The organism is Caballeronia concitans, from assembly GCF_001544615.1.
Classification (GTDB): Bacteria; Pseudomonadota; Gammaproteobacteria; order Burkholderiales; family Burkholderiaceae; genus Caballeronia; species Caballeronia concitans.
This window is the reverse complement of the sequence record NZ_FCNV02000022.1, coordinates 23,408-44,101: the sequence shown is the minus strand read 5'-3', so window position 1 is coordinate 44,101 and position 20,694 is coordinate 23,408. Positions and strand designations below refer to the sequence as shown.

General features: G+C 60.5%; 17 protein-coding genes and 1 pseudogene. 9 read left to right on the top strand and 9 right to left on the bottom strand.

Annotated features, from left to right (window positions below):
* From AWB72_RS27410 to AWB72_RS27400, 3 genes are all read right to left on the bottom strand, one after another.
* The coding region (locus AWB72_RS27410) for an IS630 family transposase (RefSeq protein ID WP_244285778.1) at positions 1-1,073 on the bottom strand (1,073 nt) is incomplete at its 3' end.
* A 752-nt stretch (positions 1,074-1,825) separates the two neighbouring features.
* Positions 1,826-2,704, bottom strand: coding sequence for an alpha/beta hydrolase (locus AWB72_RS27405; protein ID WP_087129082.1), 879 nt, complete (start codon positions 2,702-2,704; stop codon positions 1,826-1,828).
* Positions 2,701-3,465: a DUF4118 domain-containing protein gene (locus AWB72_RS27400; protein WP_087129081.1), complete on the bottom strand. Its 765-nt coding sequence runs from the start codon at positions 3,463-3,465 to the stop codon at positions 2,701-2,703. The genes AWB72_RS27405 and AWB72_RS27400 overlap by 4 nt, the downstream gene beginning before the upstream one ends.
* A gap of 941 nt (positions 3,466-4,406) precedes the next feature.
* On the opposite strand from AWB72_RS27400, the gene AWB72_RS27395 reads away from it, so the two are divergent.
* From AWB72_RS27395 to AWB72_RS27385, 4 genes are all read left to right on the top strand, one after another.
* Entirely contained in the window at positions 4,407-5,846 is a 1,440-nt protein-coding gene (locus AWB72_RS27395; protein WP_244285777.1) for a TolC family protein, read from the top strand.
* A 187-nt stretch (positions 5,847-6,033) separates the two neighbouring features.
* Positions 6,034-6,420, top strand: coding sequence for an efflux RND transporter periplasmic adaptor subunit (locus AWB72_RS29905; RefSeq protein WP_244285776.1), 387 nt, complete (start codon positions 6,034-6,036; stop codon positions 6,418-6,420).
* A 42-nt stretch (positions 6,421-6,462) separates the two neighbouring features.
* Positions 6,463-6,939, top strand: a complete 477-nt coding sequence (locus tag AWB72_RS29590) for an efflux RND transporter periplasmic adaptor subunit (protein WP_244285775.1) — start codon at positions 6,463-6,465, stop codon at positions 6,937-6,939.
* Complete coding sequence (locus AWB72_RS27385) at positions 6,936-9,986, top strand: efflux RND transporter permease subunit (RefSeq protein ID WP_087129079.1); 3,051 nt, start codon at positions 6,936-6,938, stop codon at positions 9,984-9,986. Before AWB72_RS29590 ends, AWB72_RS27385 begins: the two co-directional genes overlap by 4 nt.
* Before the next feature lie 45 nt (positions 9,987-10,031).
* Here the strand turns inward: AWB72_RS27385 and AWB72_RS27380 are convergent, their stop codons facing one another.
* Positions 10,032-10,706, bottom strand: coding sequence for a winged helix-turn-helix domain-containing protein (locus AWB72_RS27380; protein WP_087129078.1), 675 nt, complete (start codon positions 10,704-10,706; stop codon positions 10,032-10,034).
* A 254-nt stretch (positions 10,707-10,960) separates the two neighbouring features.
* On the opposite strand from AWB72_RS27380, the gene AWB72_RS27375 reads away from it, so the two are divergent.
* Positions 10,961-12,406 (top strand): IS1182 family transposase, encoded by a 1,446-nt coding sequence (locus AWB72_RS27375; RefSeq protein ID WP_087129076.1) that lies wholly within the window; start codon positions 10,961-10,963, stop codon positions 12,404-12,406.
* 649 nt (positions 12,407-13,055) lie between these two features.
* Here AWB72_RS27375 and AWB72_RS27370 read toward each other — a convergent pair.
* Positions 13,056-14,246, bottom strand: coding sequence for a mechanosensitive ion channel family protein (locus tag AWB72_RS27370; protein ID WP_087129075.1), 1,191 nt, complete (start codon positions 14,244-14,246; stop codon positions 13,056-13,058).
* A gap of 394 nt (positions 14,247-14,640) precedes the next feature.
* A pseudogene (locus tag AWB72_RS27365) lies at positions 14,641-15,491 on the bottom strand (tyrosine-type recombinase/integrase); the annotation flags it as partial.
* Here AWB72_RS27365 and AWB72_RS27360 point away from each other — a divergent pair.
* On the top strand, positions 15,418-15,696 hold the full coding sequence (locus AWB72_RS27360) for an HU family DNA-binding protein (protein WP_087129073.1): 279 nt from the start codon (positions 15,418-15,420) through the stop codon (positions 15,694-15,696). The pseudogene AWB72_RS27365 and the gene AWB72_RS27360 overlap by 74 nt on opposite strands.
* A 33-nt stretch (positions 15,697-15,729) precedes the next feature.
* Here AWB72_RS27360 and AWB72_RS29235 read toward each other — a convergent pair whose 3' ends face one another.
* From AWB72_RS29235 to AWB72_RS27345, 3 genes are all read right to left on the bottom strand, one after another.
* Positions 15,730-15,906, bottom strand: coding sequence for a hypothetical protein (locus AWB72_RS29235; RefSeq protein ID WP_167550983.1), 177 nt, complete (start codon positions 15,904-15,906; stop codon positions 15,730-15,732).
* 571 nt (positions 15,907-16,477) lie between these two features.
* A complete protein-coding gene (locus tag AWB72_RS27350; protein ID WP_087129072.1) occupies positions 16,478-16,840 on the bottom strand; it encodes a cupin domain-containing protein in 363 nt (120 codons plus the stop codon).
* Between the two features lie 59 nt (positions 16,841-16,899).
* Complete coding sequence (locus tag AWB72_RS27345) at positions 16,900-18,141, bottom strand: D-amino acid dehydrogenase (protein ID WP_087129070.1); 1,242 nt, start codon at positions 18,139-18,141, stop codon at positions 16,900-16,902.
* 262 nt (positions 18,142-18,403) lie between these two features.
* Between AWB72_RS27345 and AWB72_RS27340 the strand changes: the two genes are divergently transcribed.
* Genes AWB72_RS27340 through AWB72_RS27330 form a run of 3 tightly spaced genes read left to right on the top strand, consistent with a single transcriptional unit; the run spans position 18,404 to position 20,689 of the window.
* Complete coding sequence (locus AWB72_RS27340) at positions 18,404-18,751, top strand: RidA family protein (protein WP_087129069.1); 348 nt, start codon at positions 18,404-18,406, stop codon at positions 18,749-18,751.
* A 15-nt stretch (positions 18,752-18,766) separates the two neighbouring features.
* Positions 18,767-19,558, top strand: a complete 792-nt coding sequence (locus AWB72_RS27335; protein WP_087129067.1) for a maleate cis-trans isomerase family protein — start codon at positions 18,767-18,769, stop codon at positions 19,556-19,558.
* Between the two features lie 30 nt (positions 19,559-19,588).
* Positions 19,589-20,689, top strand: coding sequence for an ABC transporter substrate-binding protein (locus AWB72_RS27330; RefSeq protein WP_087129066.1), 1,101 nt, complete (start codon positions 19,589-19,591; stop codon positions 20,687-20,689).
* The last annotated feature ends 5 nt before the right edge of the window (positions 20,690-20,694 follow it).

Genomic DNA, 20,694 nt, shown 5'->3' with positions numbered 1-20,694 from the left:
GCTGTTGATACTGAGTTCTTTCGTGCATCGCAACACCTTATACGAAACGGGTGTTGCACTTCGGATTTGAGGCCGCCATGTTTATTGTGCTCGTGGATGTAATGCATGAGTTTGCGATCCAGATCTTTTACTGAAGTGAAGATGCCACGGGCGATCACATCACGCTGGATGCGCGAGAACCAGTTTTCCACTTGGTTAAGCCACGACGAATAGGTCGGCGTGAAGTGCAGACGTACGTTGCGATGCGCGTTGAGGAAGGTGGCCACCCGCTCCGTCTTATGGCTACTCACGTTGTCACAGATGACATGGATTTCTCTGCGTTTGGGCTGGCTGGCCACGACGTCGGTCAGGAAGGCCACAAACTGTTCGCTGGTGTGGCGCGGCGCTGTTTTGCCCAGCACCTCGCCGGTAGCAGTATTGAACGCCGCGAACAAGCTGAGCGTGCCGTTGCGCTTGTACTCGAAGCCGTGACTCTCGGCGCGCCCCGGCGACAACGGCAGCATCCGGTCCTTGCGGTCGAGTGCCTGAATCGCGGTCTTCTCGTCCACACAGAACACCGCTGCGTGCGCCGGCGGGTTTAGGTAAAGCCCGATCACGTCGGCTGCTTTGGCCTCGAAATCCGGGTCGTTGGAGACCATGTGCCGCTCCAACTTCTGCGGCTTGACCCCATGCTTGCGCCAGATGCGCTGCACGGTCGAGACCGACACGTCGCCGAGCTCTGCCGCAAGCTTATAGCTGCTCCAGTGTGTCGAGCCGTCGGCGGGTTTGTGCTTGAAAGTACGGTTGAGCACACGCGCCTCAAGTCTGGCTGGCGGCTGCTTGGGAGCGCGCCCGGGATGTCGGGCGTACATGCCAGACAGTCGCTCGCTAAGAACGCGCCCCGACCAGCGCGCGATGAAGCGCGAGTCGCAACCCAGTGTGCGCATGATGCTGTCGCGCGATTCGCCGTCCTCGAGCATCAGGATCAACTTCGCGCGTCGTACGTCCGCCGCACGCACCGTTCGGCTGCGCGCCGCCGACAGCAGTTGCTCGCGTTCGGTATCGGTCAGATTCATTTTGCCCATGACCTGCATCTGAACACACTTGGGGTGCCAATTCAATGTTGCAATGCACTAGCACGACAAGGGCGCCGGATTTTTCAAGGTAACGATACTCATGGAGCGCGAGGCCCAGCGCAACATCGAATTGATGTGGCTCGCCGGCGGCCTGGCACCGGACTTCAAGACGAGCCACTGGGGGTGACAAAATCCCGTCGGCGCGGACAGTGCAGCTTGCCAGTCGAGTCCAACGAACAACCCGTCGCCGCCCGTCCGGGCACCTCCGTCGTGGGCGGGATGTTCATTGTGGCGTTACGTAGCTGGCACTGGAGCCGCGCATAGGAGATCCTTCTGGAACGGCAGCGATCGCTTCCCAAAGCGCCTCGTGGCGATTTCCAGACAGTGCCTGCAGCGCGTTCGCTCGGCCAGCACCTGCAAAGTCGCGGCGTTCGAGTTGCGGGCGATTTCCAAAGTCGTTGAGGGACGCAAAAAGGGCGCACGAGCCGCGCGCCCTCAATTTGGGCCGCTGTATTTTCACGCATTCCGCGAACGACGGGCATTCAAGGCGCACCGGCATCATTGACCCTCCGCCTCCAGGGAGGAATGCCAGTCGCTGATTGGCACTTCGAACGCGGCATCTGCTGCGCGACTCGCTCGATTGAAAACTGTTCGCGGCGCGTTTCGTCGCCTGGCGCGAAGTCACTCGAAATCCGTCCTGCGCCGTGAACGACGCTTTTTTCCTACCGTCTTTCCAGTCAGTCTCAACACGTTGACAGCGTCTTTAAATGTCACCGGCTAAGGGCCGCGATCTGCCTAAGTCGTCGCGCCAGCGCCTTGGAAATGACTGGTGCCCGCTTTCCATCAGCGACGTCATCGGCTGCCTCGCTCTCGCGCAAAAACAATAGAATCTCTCTCGCCACGATCTCGCGCTCGTTATCGGACGTGATCATGTGATACGAGTCGTCGAGGTAGATAGTGCGCAGGAAGCTGGAGCCGATAGAGCTGCCCACGAAACGCGCGTTTAGCGGGCTGGAGGTCTCATCGTCAATCGCGTGAATAACCAGGCTGTCGGTGGTGATCGACGGCACCACCCGACGAACGCATTTAGCCAGGCGGCTTGCCTCGTGCAGCGCGGGCAACGAGATGGTTGACGGTCCGACTTCGCTGAAGTCGCTGCTTTGCATTGCTCGTGCGACCTTTGCGCGCAGCGCTTCGTTGCGCAGGCCGAAGGGCTCTTCTTCGCGATACCGCCAACGGTGGCGCAGCGGAGTGTAATACGCCCAATATAGTAAGAATCTGTACCAGGGCATCGCCCAGCCATCGTAATCCAGCGTCAGCGAAAGCAGAATCACCGCTTGCGCCGACGGCCGTTCGTGAACAACGGCCAACGACAATGCAGCACCGATCGATAAGCCACAAACGGAGACTCGGGCATATTGTCTTGCCAGCGCATCGAACTCTCGGACTGCAGCGGATATCCACCGCTCTTTCCTAGAGTGGGGCGATCCGGCACTATAGCCATCCAGCAGCGGTGCGACTGCGGTGAAACCTTGGCGATTCAAGGCGCGGGCGAGGAAGCGCATTTCTAGCGGAGAACTCGACAGGCCGTGTAGCAACAATACCGCGTGATCGCCACCTGTGTACTCTATGGGCTTCAATTCGCTCATGACGATTCCTCGAGACGAAACACAAGGAAATCGCCCACATGGGTCGTAAAGCGTTCGCACAGACAGTTCACCGTTTTTTGTGCGGCTCCAACGCTTAGGCGCACGCGGTGACTGCCTGCATGAACCGTCGCCGCCAAATGCTTGACGTCGTCCGCATGAACACTGTTGTAGCGGATTCCCTGCGCAATCGCTGCATTTGAGGTTTGCGCTACGTGAATGCTCGCGCTGGCCCCCGGGGCGTTCCGGTCGACCGCTTTGATCATGACGATATCATTGTGATAATGGGGAAGATGGCGCAGCAGTCGATGTGTCTCGTCAGCTGCGCGATTGGCGACCGCCCGCTCGTTATCGGCCCGCAGGAGCATTTCATATCGCGAGCGCGCCACGTCCGCAATGAGCTCCGCGCGAAACTGAGCACGGCGCAACCGTTCAATGAGACATATAACCAACAGGGTGGCCAGCGGGTAGGAAATAATCAGCGCGACATCGGATTGATCCAACACATCGAACTGGCCATATGGTGGAACGAACAGATAATCCGCGACCACCAGTCCAAAAATCATCACCGTGATCGCGGGGCCTAACCCAAAATAATACTCAACGAGTGCCGCCGCTATAAAAAACAGGGTGCCCGGCATGATTGGCCCGAGGAGCGGTTGGGCTAGGAATCGTATGACGCCCGCAATTCCCAGCGCAATGCCAGCGATAAGCCAGGGCCTTAGCCCACGCGGCGCCCAGCGAGCAGCGTTTCTAACCTTCATTCTATATTCTTCCCAGCCGCAAGTAATCTTGAAAAATGGAGCGCAGGATGAATATACCGTACGCGCTTGCGAAGAAAGCAGCCAGTCGGGGGTCTCAAACACACTTGGAAAGGTCTGCCCGTGGTTGCTAGCAACAACTTCGCAGCGAAATCTCGTGCCGCGCGATCTCTGCTCGACCGTCTTCGACGTTCAAAATGCACTCAGTGGGTCGCGACCTTTGCGCATCTTCGACCGCATCTATCGCGTCGATCCATCTCGCGTGGTGTCGGGCCATTCGGTAAGGTCCGTCGGCTGGGGCTCGCCGTCGGGAAGAGCATCAGGGAGTTGCATCAGGGCTTCGCGCACGGGGAGCGTGATGCAAGAAGCACGCGCTTCATCCCGTCATTTCCCCAGCGTACCAACGCCCCCTGAGCATCGGTAGCGCGGCTTGTTATGCGGTTTTGATTTCAAAATCGTAATCAGGCGGTCAGTTTCCGATCAGCGTGCGAATCGCACAATCGTTCCAACGTCGTTGCCTGAAGCGCGGCGTTGGGAGGCAACCTGCAAAGTCGCAAGGCCCTTCCTCTCTTCTAACGGGAGGTAAGCACCAAACGACGCGTGCTAGGTCTGTTTGCGGTGGCGGCGCTATTGCCGATGAGTAGCCTCGCCGACCATATCGGGCTATGGCGGTGTTACGGACGGTCATGGCGTGGAACGATGCAAGGAGATCAATCAAATGCAGTGTCGAGCGGTGCGACGATGAACGCGCGCTGCGTCTGTTTCGATGCAATGCGACGTGGCCACGAGGACCGGCTTGAAAGTCGTGCACGCAAAGCCGAGGCGATGAAGCTTTATGTCGGTCCCGGTCCGCAAGAATCCGATTGCCGCTAAGTGTCGCTTAAGCGTTCGTTATCGATAATCAAGGCGCGTTGACCAATGCTGCTGCTCGGCCCAGCCGAAGCGTGGAGATCCAGTTGCCATTTTGTTCTGCCGTCTATTTCATTCGCTTGCGATTCAAACGATCAAGCCTCGCCGTACTGACGGGCGCTTGCTTGCTGACGCTATCGGGCTGCGCCTCGTATTACCGCGAACCCCTCGCGCCGTACGCGAGCCGAACGTTATCGAGCCAACTGCAACGCGTGCAGATCGATTCATCGCGGATGCCCTTGCCTGAGCTCGCTGCGCACCGTTTTGACCCGTCGGACGGTTTCGATATCGAAGAAGTGGCCATGCTGGCGGTGGCTAACAATCCGGCGCTCAAGCTTGCACGCGACGACCTGCATATCGCTTGCGCGCAGGCTTATGCGGCGGGGCTGCTGCCCGATCCGCAACTTGGCCTCGCGCGCGACTACCCAGGCGCATTCGGTGCAGTACCCGCATTCAGCTATGCGTTGAGTATCGACGTGATGGCAATCGTGACGCGTAGTGCGAACAAGCAATCGGCGGATGCCACCGTCGCGAAGACCGACCTCGGTCTACTTTGGCAGGAGTGGCAGGTCATTGCACAGGCGAAGCAGCTCTTCATCAAATCCCGATTCCAGACAGACACGTTGCCGCTCTTGCAGCAGCAGCGCGACCTCACGCGCATGCGCTACGAGCGTATGGCTCAGGCGCAACGCGAAGGCAATCTAACTTCGGATGCGCTTACTGCAGCCCTCACCGCCTACACAGACGCAAACCGGCAATATACCGATTTGCAGCGCGCAGCCGTGCAAACGCATCACGACCTGAACGCGCTTCTCGGCCTTGCGCCCGATGTGCAACTGAAGCTCACCGACAGCGATGACATCGCACCCCTGCCCGCGGGCACCGTCGAAGCAGCGTTGCAGGCATTGCCGCAACGCCGTCCCGATCTGCTTGCCCTTCAGGCGGGTTACGAGGCACAGGAACAAAAATACCGTGCGGCGATACTGGGCCAGTTCCCAAGCCTCTCGGTCGGCTTCGTGCGCGCCCGTGATACGGCTCCCATCTACACGAGCGGCTTCCAGCTCAACCTGAGTCTGCCGATCTTCAACCGCAATCAGGGCAACGTCGCGATCGAGCGGGCCACACGCCAGCGTCTGCACGACGAGTATGAGGACCGGCTCAACACCGCATACGCAGACGTTGCGCAGATGCGCGCCGATACGCTCATCCTCACTTCACAGTTGCGCGCGACGGAAACCGCGCTGCCCGATGTCGATCGCGCGGCAAAGGACGCGGCCGCTGCGTACGCCGAACACAATCTTGCGCTGCCCACATATGTCGATGCACAGAGCGCGGCTCTGACGAAGCGCATCGATGCCGCTACTCTGCGCGAGTCGCTCGCAGAACAGCGCGTCGGTTTGCAGGCACTGCTGGGCAGCGTGATTCCTGATGCCTACTCCTCAGATCAGCAATTCACCGGATCCAATGCGAAATAACCCCGTCCGGCTCGTAGAGAGCCTCAGTGCTGCGCCTGTCGCAGTCGTCATCGCCCTCCTGGGGTCGCTCGCGCATGCGGATGAGGCGCCTGTCCCCGTGACGGCAGTGCAGACCGTCGCACTGACCCGAGGCCCAATATCGCGGCCGGTTCACGCGTATGGCGTGGTGGCCGCTTCCGCTTCGAACGTGACGACAATCGACCTGCCTTATATCGCGCGCATCGTACAGCTGCGAGTTCAGACGGGGCAAAGCGTCGTTCGCGGCGCGCCGCTTTTCGTCGTGCAGGCGGATCCTGCCGCCGTTGTCGCGGCTGCTCAGGCGAGAAGCGCGGCGCAGCTGGCAGACGACGAACTCGCGCGCACGCAGTCGCTATTCGACAAGTCGCTCGCGACGCAATCGCAACTCGCCACTGCCCGTAAGGCGGCGCTCGACGCACGGCAGGCGCTGGCTGCGCAGAATCAGCTCGGCGTGGGCAATGGAAAGACGACCGTCGTTGCGCCGCACGACGGCGTGGTGACGCAGGTGTCTGCCGGACAGGGCGACCAGGTCCAGGCCGGCGCGGCGATTCTTTAACTGTCGGCGGGAACGCGCGGTGGCGACGCACAGCCGAACGTGATGCTAGGCGTCGAACCCTCCGATATGCCGTCGATTCATCGCGGCGATAGCGTCACCGTGAGCGGACTGTCGACTGCACTGCAAAGCGCGCATATCGCTGGACGCGTCGTGATGGTAGGCGCAGCCGTTGATGCCCAGACTCAGTTAGTCAGTGTCGGTGCGAACGTTCCGACGGAGGGGAGCGCCTTCATTCCGGGCACGCGCGTGAAGGCCGATATTGATACGCAGTCGGGCGTCCACTGGATCGTGCCGCGCAGCGCCGTGCTTCACGATGCGCAAGGCGATTATGTGTTTCAAACGGGAAGTGACGGCAAGGCGCATCGGGCTAACGTGAGAATCGTCGTGGAAGACGGCGGCCGTTACGGTGTAGAGGGGCCGCTCGACGCGACGCGCCAACTCGTTGTCGTCGGCAACTATGAGCTGCATGACGGAGCACTCGTGCGCGTCGACAGCGCGAAGCAGGGACCGGCGCAATGAACTTCGGTCAGTGGATGCAACGACATTCGCGTTCGTTGCTGTTCGTCATCGCGCTCTTGGCCATTGCGGGCGGGCTCACGGCTTTCCGCATGCCGATTTCGCTCTTTCCCAACGTCGCGTTTCCACGAGCCGTCGTCTCGCTCGATGCCGGCGATCGGCCTGCGGAGCAGATGACCACGCTCGTCACGATGCCCGTCGAGGAAGCCCTGCGCCGTGTGCCGAATGTGCGCGATGTCGAATCCAGAACGAGCCGGGGTTCGGCCGAGATCTCGATTAACTTCGATTGGGGCACGGATATGGCGCAGGCGACCTTACAGGCGCAATCGGCCATCAGCGAGATTCTGGGTACGTTGCCGCCGGGCACATCGATGCAAGTGCGCCGGATGGATCCGACTGTCTTTCCGGTGCTCGCCTACAGCCTCACCTCGCAACGACAGTCGCAATCCGCGCTGCGCGATCTTGCGCAATTCCAGCTGCGGCCATTGTTGTCGTCGGTGGAGGGCGTGGCGCGCGTCGACGTCATGGGCGGCGCTCAAGACGAGTTCGAAGTGGCCATCGAGCCGGCGCGTCTGGCGGCCTACAAGCTGTCGCTCGCGGACGTATCGAAAGCGATCGGGGCGAGCAACGTACTGATGGCGACCGGCCGGATAGAAGACCACTACAAGCTGTATCTCGTCATCGCCAACACGACGATCACGCGCATCGACGAACTCGAGCACGTTGTCGTTGCGTCGAATGGGGGCACGCAGGTCTTGCTGGGCGACGTCGCCAAGGTGCGGCAAAGCGTCGTGCCGCAGTGGATGCGCGTGACCGCCGATGGCAAGGACGCCGTGCTCGTCAACATCTATCAACAGCCGGGCGCGAACAGCGTCGCAATGGCGCGGGCGATCCACGCTAAGCTCGCGGACTTTGAACGCAAGATGCCCTCCGGCGTGCATCTCGCGAACTGGTACGACCAGAGCGAACTGGTGATCGCGTCGGCCACCAGCGTGCGCGATGCCATCATGATTGGCGTCGTCCTCGCTGCCATCACGCTGTTCGTGTTCTTGCGCAACTGGAAGATCACCGCCATCGCCGTTGCACTGGTGCCCGTGGTCATGGCGTCCACCATCCTGCTGCTCGATGTGTTCGGCATGGGCTTCAACATCATGACGCTGGGCGGCATGGCGGCGGCCGTGGGTCTTGTCATCGACGATGCGATCGTGATGATCGAGCATGTCGTGCGGCGCATGCGCGAAGGCGGCGCGCGGGCATTTCATGGCCGCGTGATGGCGGCGGCGCTGGAGTTCACGCGTCCCCTCGCGGGCTCGTCAGGTGCAACGCTGATCATTTTCGTGCCCCTTGCGTTTCTCTCAGGCGTCACGGGCGCCTTCTTCAAGGCGCTGTCGGTAACGATGGCAAGCGCGCTGTTCATCTCTTTTCTCGTGACGTGGCTCGCGGTTCCGATTCTCTGCGACCGGTGGCTGAAGCCAAAGGATGCCGAGGAGCACAAGGAGTCGCGCTTCGCGTCGTGGATGAATCGGCGTTACGCGTTTCTGGTCGCACGCGTCACCGAGAAGCCGCTGCTGGTTCTGGTGGGCGTCGTGCCGCTGTTAGCGGCTGCGGGCTTCGCATTCACACAGGTTGGCAGCGGCTTCATGCCGAGCATGGACGAAGGCGGCTTCGTGCTCGATTACCACACGGCGCCGGGCACTTCCGTTGCGGAGACGAACCGGCTGATGCAGCAGATCGAAGTGATCCTCCAGTCGAATCCGAATGTCTTGACGTATTCGCGCCGCACGGGAGCCGGTCTCGGGGGCGATCTCAATGAGCCGAACAAGGGCGACTTCTTCGTGCGGCTAAAGCCGGGCAAGCGTGAGCCGATCGAGACCGTCATGGAGGAAATACGTTCGCGCATCGACAGCCAGGTTCCGGGTGTCAGTATTGAGCTCGCTCAGTTGATGGAAGACCTGATCGGCGACTTGACCGCCGTGCCGCAACCCGTGCAGATCAAGATCTATTCCGACGACCAGCAGACGCTCGATACCACTGCGCGCAAGGTCGCGGCGCGAATTGGCAAGATACGCGGCGTGGTCGATGTGAACGACGGCATCAATCCGGCCGGCGATGCGCTCGAGTTGCGCATCCGTCCCGACGCAGTGGCTGCCGAAGGAATGGATGTGCAGTCGGTTGCGCAGGCGGTTTCGGACATGCTGCAGGGTAGTGTCGCCACGCAGTTTCAGAGCGGGCCTAAGACGGTGGGCGTGCGCGTGCACGTTGCGAACGCCTTGACGCTTACCGATACGCAACTCGGCCAGTTGCTGGTGCGCGCGCCGGACGGACATTCGTTTCCGGTGGGCCGCGTGGCGAACATGGTCAAGGTCACCGGGCAGCCTGAGATCAGTCGCGACAATCTCAAGCGCATGGTGGCGGTCACGGCACGCATCGATGGGCGAGACCTGGGTTCGACCGTCGCCGACGTGCAGAAGGCGCTCGGCGAATCCAGCCTTTTGCCATCGAGCGTCTATTACGAGCTTGGCGGTCTCTATCAGCAACAGCAGATAGCGTTCAAAGGCCTGATGACGGTGTTCGGCGCAGCTGTGGCGCTTGTGTTCGGCTTGTTGCTCTTTCTTTACGAGCGATTCCGCGTCGCCCTGGCAGTCATGGCCATGCCACTGCTCGCGGCGGGCGCGGTATTCGTGGGGCTGTGGATGACGCACATCGAACTTAACATCTCAGCGATGATGGGCATGACGATGATCATCGGCATCGTGACGGAAGTCGCGATCTTCTATGTGTCCGAGTTGCAGGGCCTGGTGCGCGACGACGGCATGGCGTTCGATCGGGCGCTGGTCGAAGCGGGGCGCAACCGCTTGCGGCCGATTGCGATGACCACCATTGCCGCGATTCTTGCGCTTCTGCCATTGGCCTTCGCTTTGGGACAAGGCTCCGCTATGCAGCAGCCACTGGCGATCGCTATCATTTCCGGACTCGTCGTTCAATTGCCGCTTGTTCTGCTGCTCCTGCCTGTGCTGCTGCGGATCTTGATGCGTTCACGAGGGGAGTAATTTCGCCACTGCTCGCGTTCAGGTGGTCTGGATGCCGGCTGAAATTTATAGTCGTAGCGTCGCTTGTCGTCCAGCCTTCAGGCGATAGCCGACACCTCTCACCGTCACGATCTCTTCAGCACCGATCTTCGACCTAGCATCCTCGATGAGCTGTTCGACCGTACTACTGCTTGTGTCGCAACCCCATTCGAGGAGCTTGGCGTGCAGCTCGTCTCTACGCAACACACGCGTAGGCGCCTCCATAAGTAGCGCAAGCAGATTGAATTCAAGCGGTGTAACGTCAAGTGTAACGTCGGCTCTCTTGACTTCGTGCGAGGCTACGTCGAGTTCGAGTTCGCCGTGGCGCCATGGACACAGTCGGGGCCCGTTTCGGCGAAGTAACGACTGGACCGTCGCGGCTAACTGGTAAAGATCGAACGGCTTCACGAGATAGTCGTCGGCCGCCGCGTCCGACACACTGCTTTGAAACTCGTCGTCCTCAGTCAGGATAATAATCGGCACCGCAGCGTTTCTTCCGCGACAATTGGTCAGAGAATCTCGCCATCGCGCTTTTTGGTGGGATGCATCGATGAGCACGAGGTCATAGGGACGGTTGTTGTCGAGCGAACATCCGGAACATCGGCTGTGATCGGCGCAGTCAACGATGTAGCCCATGCTGCGCAGAGCGGTCGCAATGGTCTCGGCAATCTGTTCGTCGTCCGCAATTAGAAGCAGTCGCATCGACTTATCTCAGGGTAACTCTGTGGAGTGTCCTCTCCCGCTGCTTAAAGGCGGCTTAAGGCTTGCTTTCGTCGTGAAAAAGCGACGGACGTGAGAGGCGGTTCACCCCTTGACAGCAGTCATTCAGCGCGTCGAGGCGCGGGCGTCGCATACGGGTCGGGTACGGCCTCCCTCATGGGGCGGCACCCGGCCGAGGGTGTGTGAAAACGCATTGATCGCCTACACTGAATCAACTCACTGAGACCGGGTGACTCATGAAGCGATTCGTTGAAGGCGATGACCGCAAGCAGGTTTCACTTCTTCCCGAATGCGTCGACGACTATATAGGACAGGACAACCCGGTCAGGATCGTGGACGTCTTCGTCGCCGAATTGGATCTTGAGGAACTCGGATTCGGCGGCGCTACGCCCGCCACCACAGGGCGCCCGTCATATCATCCGAGTGTGATGCTCAAGATCTATATTTACGGCTATCTGAATCGCATACCTTCCAGCCGGCGTCTCGAACGTGATTGTCAACGCAATATCGAGTTGATGTGGCTGACGGGACGCTTGGCGCCAGACTTCAAGACCATCGCAGACTTTCGCCGCGACAACTGTCCAGCTATTCGCAACGTGTGTCGCCGTTTCGTCGAGTTGTGCCGAGGGCTGAAGCTGCTCTCCGGCGATACGGTGGCCATCGATGGCAGTAAGTTCAAAGCTGTGAACAGTCGTGACCGGAACTACACGGAAGGCAAGATCGACAAGCGTCAGCAGCAAATTGAAGAAAGCGTGCAACGCTACCTCGACGCGATCGAAAGCGCAGACCGCACCAGCCCAACGGGTTTCGATGTGAAGACGGTGCGCTTGCACGAGAAGATCGCCCGCTTACGCCAACAGATGCGAGAGCTCGAGCAGATCCGAAAGCAGATAAAAAACCAACCGGACAAACAGCTATCTCTCACAGATCCGGATTCACGCTCGATGACCAGCGGTGGCAAAAGAACCGGAACAGTGGGCTACAACGTTCAGGTCGCCGTGGACGCAAAGCATCATCTGATCGTTGAACACGAAGTGACGAATGTCGGAAGCGATCACGGACAACTTAGCGGAATGGCGATTGCGGCAAGAAAGGCGATGGGCAAGTCTCGATTGAAGGCTCTGGCCGATCGAGGTTATTTCAGCGGTCCGGATATCCGGGCGTGCGAACTGGCAGGTATCACGGCGTATGTCCCAAAGCCGCTCACATCAGCGTCAAGAAAGAAAGGCCTCTTTACCAAGCGCGACTTTATCTACGTTGCAAGGCACGACGAATATCGATGCCCCGCCGGCGAACGTGCGATTCGTCGATTCACGACAGTCGAACACGGCATGAATCTTCAAGTTTACTGGTCCAGCGCATGCCCGCATTGTCATTTAAAGGAGCGATGTTCGCCCAGCGACTATCGCCGCATCCGACGATGGGAGCACGAAGCCATACTCGAAGCGATGCAGCGACGGCTCGATCGGAAGCCAGATGCAATGACTATCCGACGAAGCACTGTCGAGCATGTTTTCGGCACGCTCAAGCAGTGGATGGGTGCGACACATTTTCTGACGCGGACGCTCAAGCGGGTGAGCGCCGAGATGAGCCTTCAGGTGCTTGCCTACAACCTCAAACGCGTCATAAACATACTCGGAGTCGCGAAAACCATGAGGGCCATGAAGATGGTCGGAAGCTGAGGCCCGAGGGGCCTGTCTTTTCGCATATGACGTTTGGATGATGGCCCTCAGGTTTACCGAAATACTCTCTGGGCAGGCCAATTGAACTCATCCTTGCGGCAAGAAAGCAGTTTTCACACACCCTCGGCCATTTCCGGTCATTCGACCGGACAGGTCGTCGGACATTCGGATGACTGCTAGGCTCAATCATCGGCCTGCGAGCCGGTGTGACGGAAAGACATTGCCACGCGATGGCCTCACGCAACCGTCGGCTCATCACGCGGTCACCGAATGGATGGAGACCTATCGCGGCCGAACGCTTTGCGGGCGCAACCAACGTCGATGTCGCCGTCTTGATGAGCACACGCTCTTTGTTGGTTGGCCGGATTGCTTTTTCAGATACAAGTGCCTGCGATTACCTCAAGGTAGGAGCGGCATATCTTTCTGCACAGCCGTCTCCGCGACACAAAGACAGCGAACAGACGCTTGCTGAGGCGCGAGCTAGTATCCGCAAGACAGTCGCGTACCGTCGAGTCAGCCGCCTCTTGACGAATTCGAACTCAGGCGCTTCACGCCATGCCTTGCCTCAGGCGCTTCACAGTATGCTGCGACTCGTCGGATCGGCTGGTGTAGAGCTGTGGGTCGTAGCGCGCGCCTCTTTAGGGCGCCGTCAAGAACGTTCGCGTTGCCAGCAGCGCAGGTCGAAGAACGGTGCGATGCCGTACGCATGATCGAGCATGTCCGACAGCAGACTTTCATACGGCTCCCAGCGCGTTTCATCGATATACAGGCAAATCTCCAGCGCGACGATGGGTGCCTGAGATTGCACGTGACGGATCACGAGCGGCAGGTCGCAACGTACCGCCTGATGCTCGCGCAGATAGCCGCTGAGGTAGTGCCGGTACAAGCCCAGATTGGTGCGCCGCTCGCCTTCGGGGAGGGCGAGCGGATGATCGATGCGCTCGCTTAGTCGCGCGAGCATCCCGTCGTCGGGAAAGCGCACACTATCCACATCGAAATGAATCGCGTGACGCAGACGACGCGCGCCCGCCTCGGTCATGCCCCGCCAGTTCCTTATGCTATGCGTGAGGAGAATCTGGCTTGGCAGCATCACGATGGTGTTGTCGAAGTTCCGGACCTTGATGGTATTCAGCGCGATATCGATCACAGTGCCGTCAGCGAGGAAGCCGGGCACTTCGATCCAGTCGCCTACGCGCACCATGTCGTAGGCCGCGAGCTGGATACTGGCCACGAACCCGAGCAGTGAATCTCGAAAGATGATGATGAGCAGTGCGGTGATCGCACTCAGGCCAGTGAGAAGATAGACCGGCGAGCGGCCGATTAACAGCGACACAATGCCGACCAGCGCGATCAGATAGACGGCGATGGTCGCGATCTGCAAGAAACTCTTGATAGGCCGCTCGGTCGCGTAAGGAACCTGGCTGTAGCGTTCCGCGATGCTGTCGCGCAGTGCTAGCGCCGCTCGCACCAGCGTGTAGACCATGTAGCAGGCGGCGAGCACGGCAATGGGTCGCCCGAGTACCGGGATCAAGGGAAACGTCAGGCCGGATAGGGTCGGCGCGGACGCGTAGACGATCGCCGCGGGCACAAGCGGCGCAAGCCGGTGAAACACCTTGTGGCGCCCGGCAGCGATCAGCCACTTGCGGCCCTCCTTGCGCGCGAGCCGGTTGACCATGCTCAACATGATCGATCGCGTCACGTAATAGCAGATCGTGCTCGCGAGAAGAATGCCCAGAAGCAGAATCGCGACGAGCAGCGTCGCGATGGCCCAACTGTCGGTGGCGACGTGGACCTGAGTCCAGTCGGCTCCGCGTTCGATACGCAAGTGATTGCCGAACATGGACTCTCCGGGTGTGGGACAACCGATGTCTTCGAGCGCGCGTTGGATCGGTCGGGCGGATCGGAAACCTGCGGCGTTGCAGACGATACGCCGAATAGTGTAGGCAGCGTGGGCGCGGGCCGTTGCACGAGTGCTGCGTCGCTGATGTGCCTCTGATGCCCGTCAGGCGCTGCACGTGACGGTCTCCGGATGCCGTATTGAACCAAGCTGGCAATATAACCGCTTATTCGCGCGGTTAGGGGCCCCAAACCAGAGGCACGAATTTGGGCCCGAGTTCGTGAACACGATGCACGCCGAAAATGAGCATGACAGCGTGCCGGGTCGAAGTTCCAGCGGACGCGTTGATAAGCGATTGCGCAACTAACGATCCTCGCCGCCAGCGACCGTAGACATTGGCCGGCACCAGCCGTTGCTTGTCGCCCTTGCCGTGGACGTTGAGCCACCAGCGCAGCGCGCCGTCGGCATCGCGACGCACGAAAAACTGTCCCATCGTATTCGCGCCGACTCCGCGATGCGCAGCCCGCCGAGATAGAGCAGCGTGAACAGCCATCGGGCACGGTACGCATGGGCTTTCTCCCGCTCCGTTTCCCTGGGCATCGTCACGATGAAGTCCTTGACCTGCTGCCAGAGGCTCGGCTCAAGGTAACGAGTTGTGCGCGGCGCGGCATGGCGAGTGCGCTGGCGCGAGAGCGACACCGGATTGCCAGCAAGGTAACCAGCTTGCACCAGCCACGAGAACATGGCGTTCAGGATGACAACCGCCTGGCGTTGACTGGACGGCGAGAGCCGCCCGTAGAACGGCCGCCAGCGCGGGTCGCCGCGCGGATGTTTGCGACCGCCCCCGGCTACCCACGTGGCGGTGGGCTGCGGGTCGGCGAGGAACTGCTGGTAGCGAAGGCAGTCTTCATGGGTCAACGAGGAAAGGGGCCTTTCCATCGCGACGACGGCCCAAAGCAACAGTCGCTCGACTTCCTTGCGATAGGTCTCGAAGGTGGTTTTCGTATCGGCGAAGCGCGACAGCCAGGCGCGAACGGCATCCAGATCGTTATTCGCCGCGATTTGCGCACGGCCCGTCGCGGCTCGGTTCGATCCAGCAGCGCCGTCGAGACCTGCCGGGATAGCGAGCGTTTCGAGCGGTGTCGGCAGGAGCGCCGGTGAGGAAGAGACTTCAATGAACAAGCAGGAACTGATCGACGCCGTGGCGTCGGAGTCGGGCACGAGCAAGGTCGCGGCAGAAGAGACCATCAATGCGGTGCTTGAGACGATTTCAAAAGCAGTGGCCGCGGGGGACGCCGTTCAGCTGATCGGCTTCGGGTCGTTCGGGACCGGTGAGCGGGCCGCACGAACCGGTCGAAATCCGCAGACGGGTGAGATGATCGAGATCGCGGCAGCCAAGACCGTCAAGTTCACGGCCGGCAAGAGTTTCAAAGACGCCGTCAACCAAGCGTGAACGACGGCGGCTCAGTCATGCAGCCGCTCTAGTTTAGAAGAGCTGATCGTCCAACGCCCGCAGACTGTTCAGCTTGACTGCCGTGAGGCGTTCGCTGCCATCCGCATGAATCGACCGAATCATGATCCGTTGGCCGCGCGCTTCGCCCAGCACCTCGACGATGCGAGCCTCATAGCGCACCAGCGTGCCGCGAGGCGGTTTGCGTTTCATGCGGCTGCGACCGGTCGGAGAGGCATAGGGAGTCAAAGCTCGTGGGTCCATCGCATTATGCCAAGACAAAGTCCGACCGATCCGAAGACGCTCATACGAGCCGCGCGAGATTTCGAGACCAAGCAGTCGCGCTTTGCGATGGAGTGTGCGCTTTGCGCCCTGCAATGGATGGAGGCCGGCTACGGCTATGAAGTGTCGATGACTGACGTCACCGATGGCTATGATGCCCTCGTCGCGGCGGCGAGTGTTAGTAAGGTCTCGAAGGCAGCGGTGGACGACTGCGTACGAAGCCTGATTCGCAATGCGGACTCGCTTGTTGGCCGAGCGTTGCACACGCGCATGGAGCCTGTGCGTCCGTGGTCGCGGCAGTGAACTGCCGCTTTGCAATGTCCCTCAACAAAGGAAGTCGGTACTGTCGTCCCGCAATCAGACGTTCTTCCTCCCTCGACAGGAGGCGGCAGGGCGAACAGGGACTTCGATCGTGTCGGCGCCGTTTGCAACCGCCGCTTCGAACGTGTACGCGGCGGCGGCTTGCAAACAAGACGTGGACCAGCCTTACGTCACTAGCGGTTCAAACCGATCCTCCCGCCGGCATTGCGTCCTTATATTCGACAAGCACTTCGCGATACGGCCGATCGCCGTCATTGCGTGCCTTGTGAGTCGCGGGCACGCGTGCGCCCTTGCCGATTTCCGACAGCACTTCGAGATAGCCGTCCTGACACTTGAGCGAATACACCGCGCCCGTCGGTACTTCGAAGATGCCGAGGTCCGCGCCGTCCTTGTCGTAGATATGCAGCGGCGCACCTTCTATCGCGTACCACATATACGAATGCTCGTGCGTATGAACGGGCGTCTCTTCGCCCGGTTCGAGCACAAAGTTCCATACGATCACCTTGTCGTTCTCGAATACCTTTTCGCTTCCTACGCCAGCCATGGTTGTCTCCTGAGATGTGCACCTGTTTGGGCGACGCATGTCAGGCCTGCATGACGATGCTAGGCCAGCAGGCCTTCCATCGGAATCGCCGGCGATTTCCCGGCGACGAGATCGGCCGTGATGCGTGCCGATCCATGAGACATGGTCCAGCCGATATGACCGTGCCCCGTATTCAGATAAAGGTTGCGGTACTTCTTGCGGCCGAAGAACGGCAGGTTCGTCGGTGTCATCGGACGCAAGCCGGCCCACATCTGCGCGTGCTCGTAACCCCCGCCATCCGGATAGAGCTCTTGCGTGACTCGCTTCATGAAGGCGAAGTCGGACGGCTTGTGCGACGTGTCGTAGCCCGCGAATTCGGCTGTCGCCGTCACGCGAATGCGATCCCCGAAGCGTGAGATGGCGACGAGGTTATGCTCGTCCACCGCCGCGACTTCGGGCGGCGCCTTGTGATCGCCGATGGGTATCGTCAACGAATAGCCTTTGATCGGATAGATCGGCAAGTGGATGCCGATTTGTCCGGCCACCTTCGGGCTCCACGTGCCGAGCGCGAGCACATAGGCGTCGCCGCTGACGATTCCGCGGCTCGTCGCCACACCGGTAATGTCGTTGCCCGCGGTCTGGAAGCCGTCCACGAGCGTGTCCGTCATGAACATGCCGCCGCGCTCTGCGACCTTCTCGGCGAGCGAACGCGTGAACTTCGCGGGATCGCCCGTTTCATCGGTCGGGCAGTGGATCGCGCCTGCGATCTTGTCTTTCACACTTGCAAGCGACGGATCGACGGCCACCACTTCGTCGCGGTTCAGCACGCGTATGGTTTGCCCGTCTGATTCGAGCAGCTTCATTTGTGCAATGCCGCGATCGAGCGATTCCTGACTGCGATGAAAATAGAGAATGCCGCGATCGTTGCGGTCGTAGTCGATGCTTTCCTCGCCGAGCATCTCATGCAGCACGCTCTGCGAATACGCAGCGAGCCGATGCTTGAGCAGCGTATTGCGCCGCGCTTTTTCCACGGTGCACTCGAGAAGAAAGCGCCACGACCATGCATAAAGCTGTGGATCGGACGAGAACTTGAAACGCAGTGCCTGATCCTTCATCACGATGGATTTGAGGAGCGTCATCGGCGCTTTCGGGGACGACCACACGAACGAATGACCGGGCGCGACCATGCCCGCGTTGCCCCAGCTCGTCTCCGCGGCCGCAACCGGCTGCCGCTCGATCACCACGACATCATGCCCGTCCCTCTGCAACTGGTACGCGGTAGTGACGCCGACCACGCCCGCCCCGAGAACGATTACCTTCACGATGTATTCCCCATGTGCCGACGGTTTTTGCTTCGAACTGTCGACACCAATGTAGAAAGAAAATAAGACGGCGGCAAGCCCGTTGCAGACTATAAGCCCTGAAAGCAGGGGAAATCAGCATATTTCGGCGTTTTGCAGGTCCGAGAAAACGAGTGCTTGCTTTCACGAATCTTGTTCTGATAGTGTCGACACTGTTGTCGAGACTACGGCTGTTTTCGAACCTTCGCGAAGTGCCTTGCGCTTCGTCGCCACAGGAGAAGTCATGCAGATCCAGCGTTTCGAAAGCGGCAAGCGGATGAGCCAGGCGGTCGTGCACAACGGTTTCGGCTTTCTCGCCGGACAGGTGGCCGACGATACGAACGCCGACGTCAAAGGTCAGACTACACAAATTCTCGCGAAGATCGACCGCTTGCTCGAACAAATTGGCTCCGACAAGACGCGCATTCTGTCCGCGAACATCTGGCTCGCCGACTACAACACGTTCGCGCAGATGAACGAAGTCTGGGACGCGTGGGTGCCAGAAGGCAATGCGCCAGCGCGCGCCTGTGTCGAGTCGAAGCTCGCGTTTCCCCAGTACACGGTGGAAATCGCGGTCATCGTCGCGGTCTAGGGCGGAGCCATCGACATGAACGCTCCAGACGCGCTGTCCCAGTATCAGCGGCTCGGCTTCTCGCTCGATGACGGCATCGCGCGCCGCGCCGCGATCGGCCTCGTCGTGCTCGCGACCGACCACACGATCGAATATGAATGGCGCAAGCTGCTCGCAGCCGATGGCGTCGCGTTCTATGAAAGCCGCATCGCCAATTCGGCCGACATCACGCCGGAAACGCTCGCGCAGATGGACGGTCTCATCGCGCCCGGCGTCGCGCTGATTCGGCCCGGCCAGCGGCTCGACGTGATTGCTTTCGGTTGCACGTCGGCCTCGATGGTGCTCGGCGAAGAGCGCGTGTTCGAACGCATCCGCGAGGCCCGGCCGGGCGTTGCGTGCACCACGCCGATCACCGCCGCGCGCGTCGGCATACACGCGCTCGGCGCGCAGCGTATCGCGCTGCTCACGCCTTATGTGCGTCGCATCAACGAGTCGATGCGTGCGTATCTCGGCGCGCGCGGCGTCGATGTCGTGAGAATGGGCTCGTTCGAGCATGCGGACGACAACGAGGTCGCGCGTATCGATGCGGCTTCGGTGCGCAACGCGGTGCTCGAACTCGGCCGCCACGACGATGTGGACGCGGTGTTCGTGTCCTGCACCTCATTGCGTCTCGTCGATGACGTCGTCGCTATCGAAGCGGAACTCGGCAAGCCCGTGCTGTCGAGCAATCACGCGATGGCGTGGCACGCCTTGCGTCTCGCGGGCGTTACTGACGCGATGCCGCAATTCGGCCGCCTCTATACGGTTCAGCCTAACCGCTCGCATTGATCGCGCAGTCCCACGTCTGGAGATGCCACTATGAGAAGAGCAAGAGTCCTCGGTGCCGGCCTCGCGGCGAGCGTGTTGCTCACGGCGGGAGGCGCGGCCTTCGCGCAAACGGTGTCCATCGGCGCGACTTTGCCGTTGACGGGCGCGAGCGCGTCAGTGGGTGAAGATCAGCGCCGCGGCGCCGAACTCGCCGTCGAGCAGGTGAACGCGCACGGCGGCGTCCTCGGCGGCAAGCTTAAGGTGATCGTCGAAGATTCCGGCGGCAGCGCGCCGACGGCGTTGAGCGCCGCACGCAAGCTGGTGTCGGTCAACAAAGTGCCCGTGGTACTCGGCGAGTTCTCTTCGGGCATCACGATCCCGATTGCGCAATACGTCGTGCAGCAAGGCGATGTGCATCTGAACGTCGGTTCGTCGAGTCCGCAGATTCGCAAGATCGGCGATGGATCGTTCAGCGTGATCGGCCTCGACGACCTCTCCGCGCGCTTCGCCGCCGACGATCTCTACGCGCAGAACCTGCGCAACGTGGCGTTCATCGCGCCGAACAATTCGTATGGACAGGGCGTCGCGCCCGAGTTCAAGAAGCGGTTCGAATCGCTCGGCGGAAAAGTGACGTCGATTGTTATGTACACCGAAGGACAGTCCACGTATCGCCGGGAATTGCAGCAGATGTCGAAGACGCAGCCGCAGGCGTACGTCTACAGTGCCTACGGTCAGGAAGCGGCGACCATCAATCGCGAAGCCTACGAGCTAGGGCTCAACAAGGCGAAATGGTACGGCATCTATCTGACCATGTGCACGAGCGATACCGTCGCACAGGCCGCGCACGGGCAGGAAGGGCTGGAAGTCGCGTCCATTGGCGACGCGGGCAAGTCGTACCAGCAGGCGTATCAGCAGAAGTACAAGGAAGCGCCCAAGTCCGCGTTCGGCGCATACGTGTATGACGGCGTGATGGTGGCGGCCTCGGCCATCAACAAGGCGGGCGCGGCGGATCCCGCGAAGATTCGCGCGGCGCTGCATCAGATGGGCACGTACCAAGGCGCGACAGGCACCATCGCGTTCGACGCCGACGGTCAGCGCAAGGAGCAGCCCTACGACAAGGTGAAGTACGAAACGACGGTCGTCGCTCGTTGACGCGC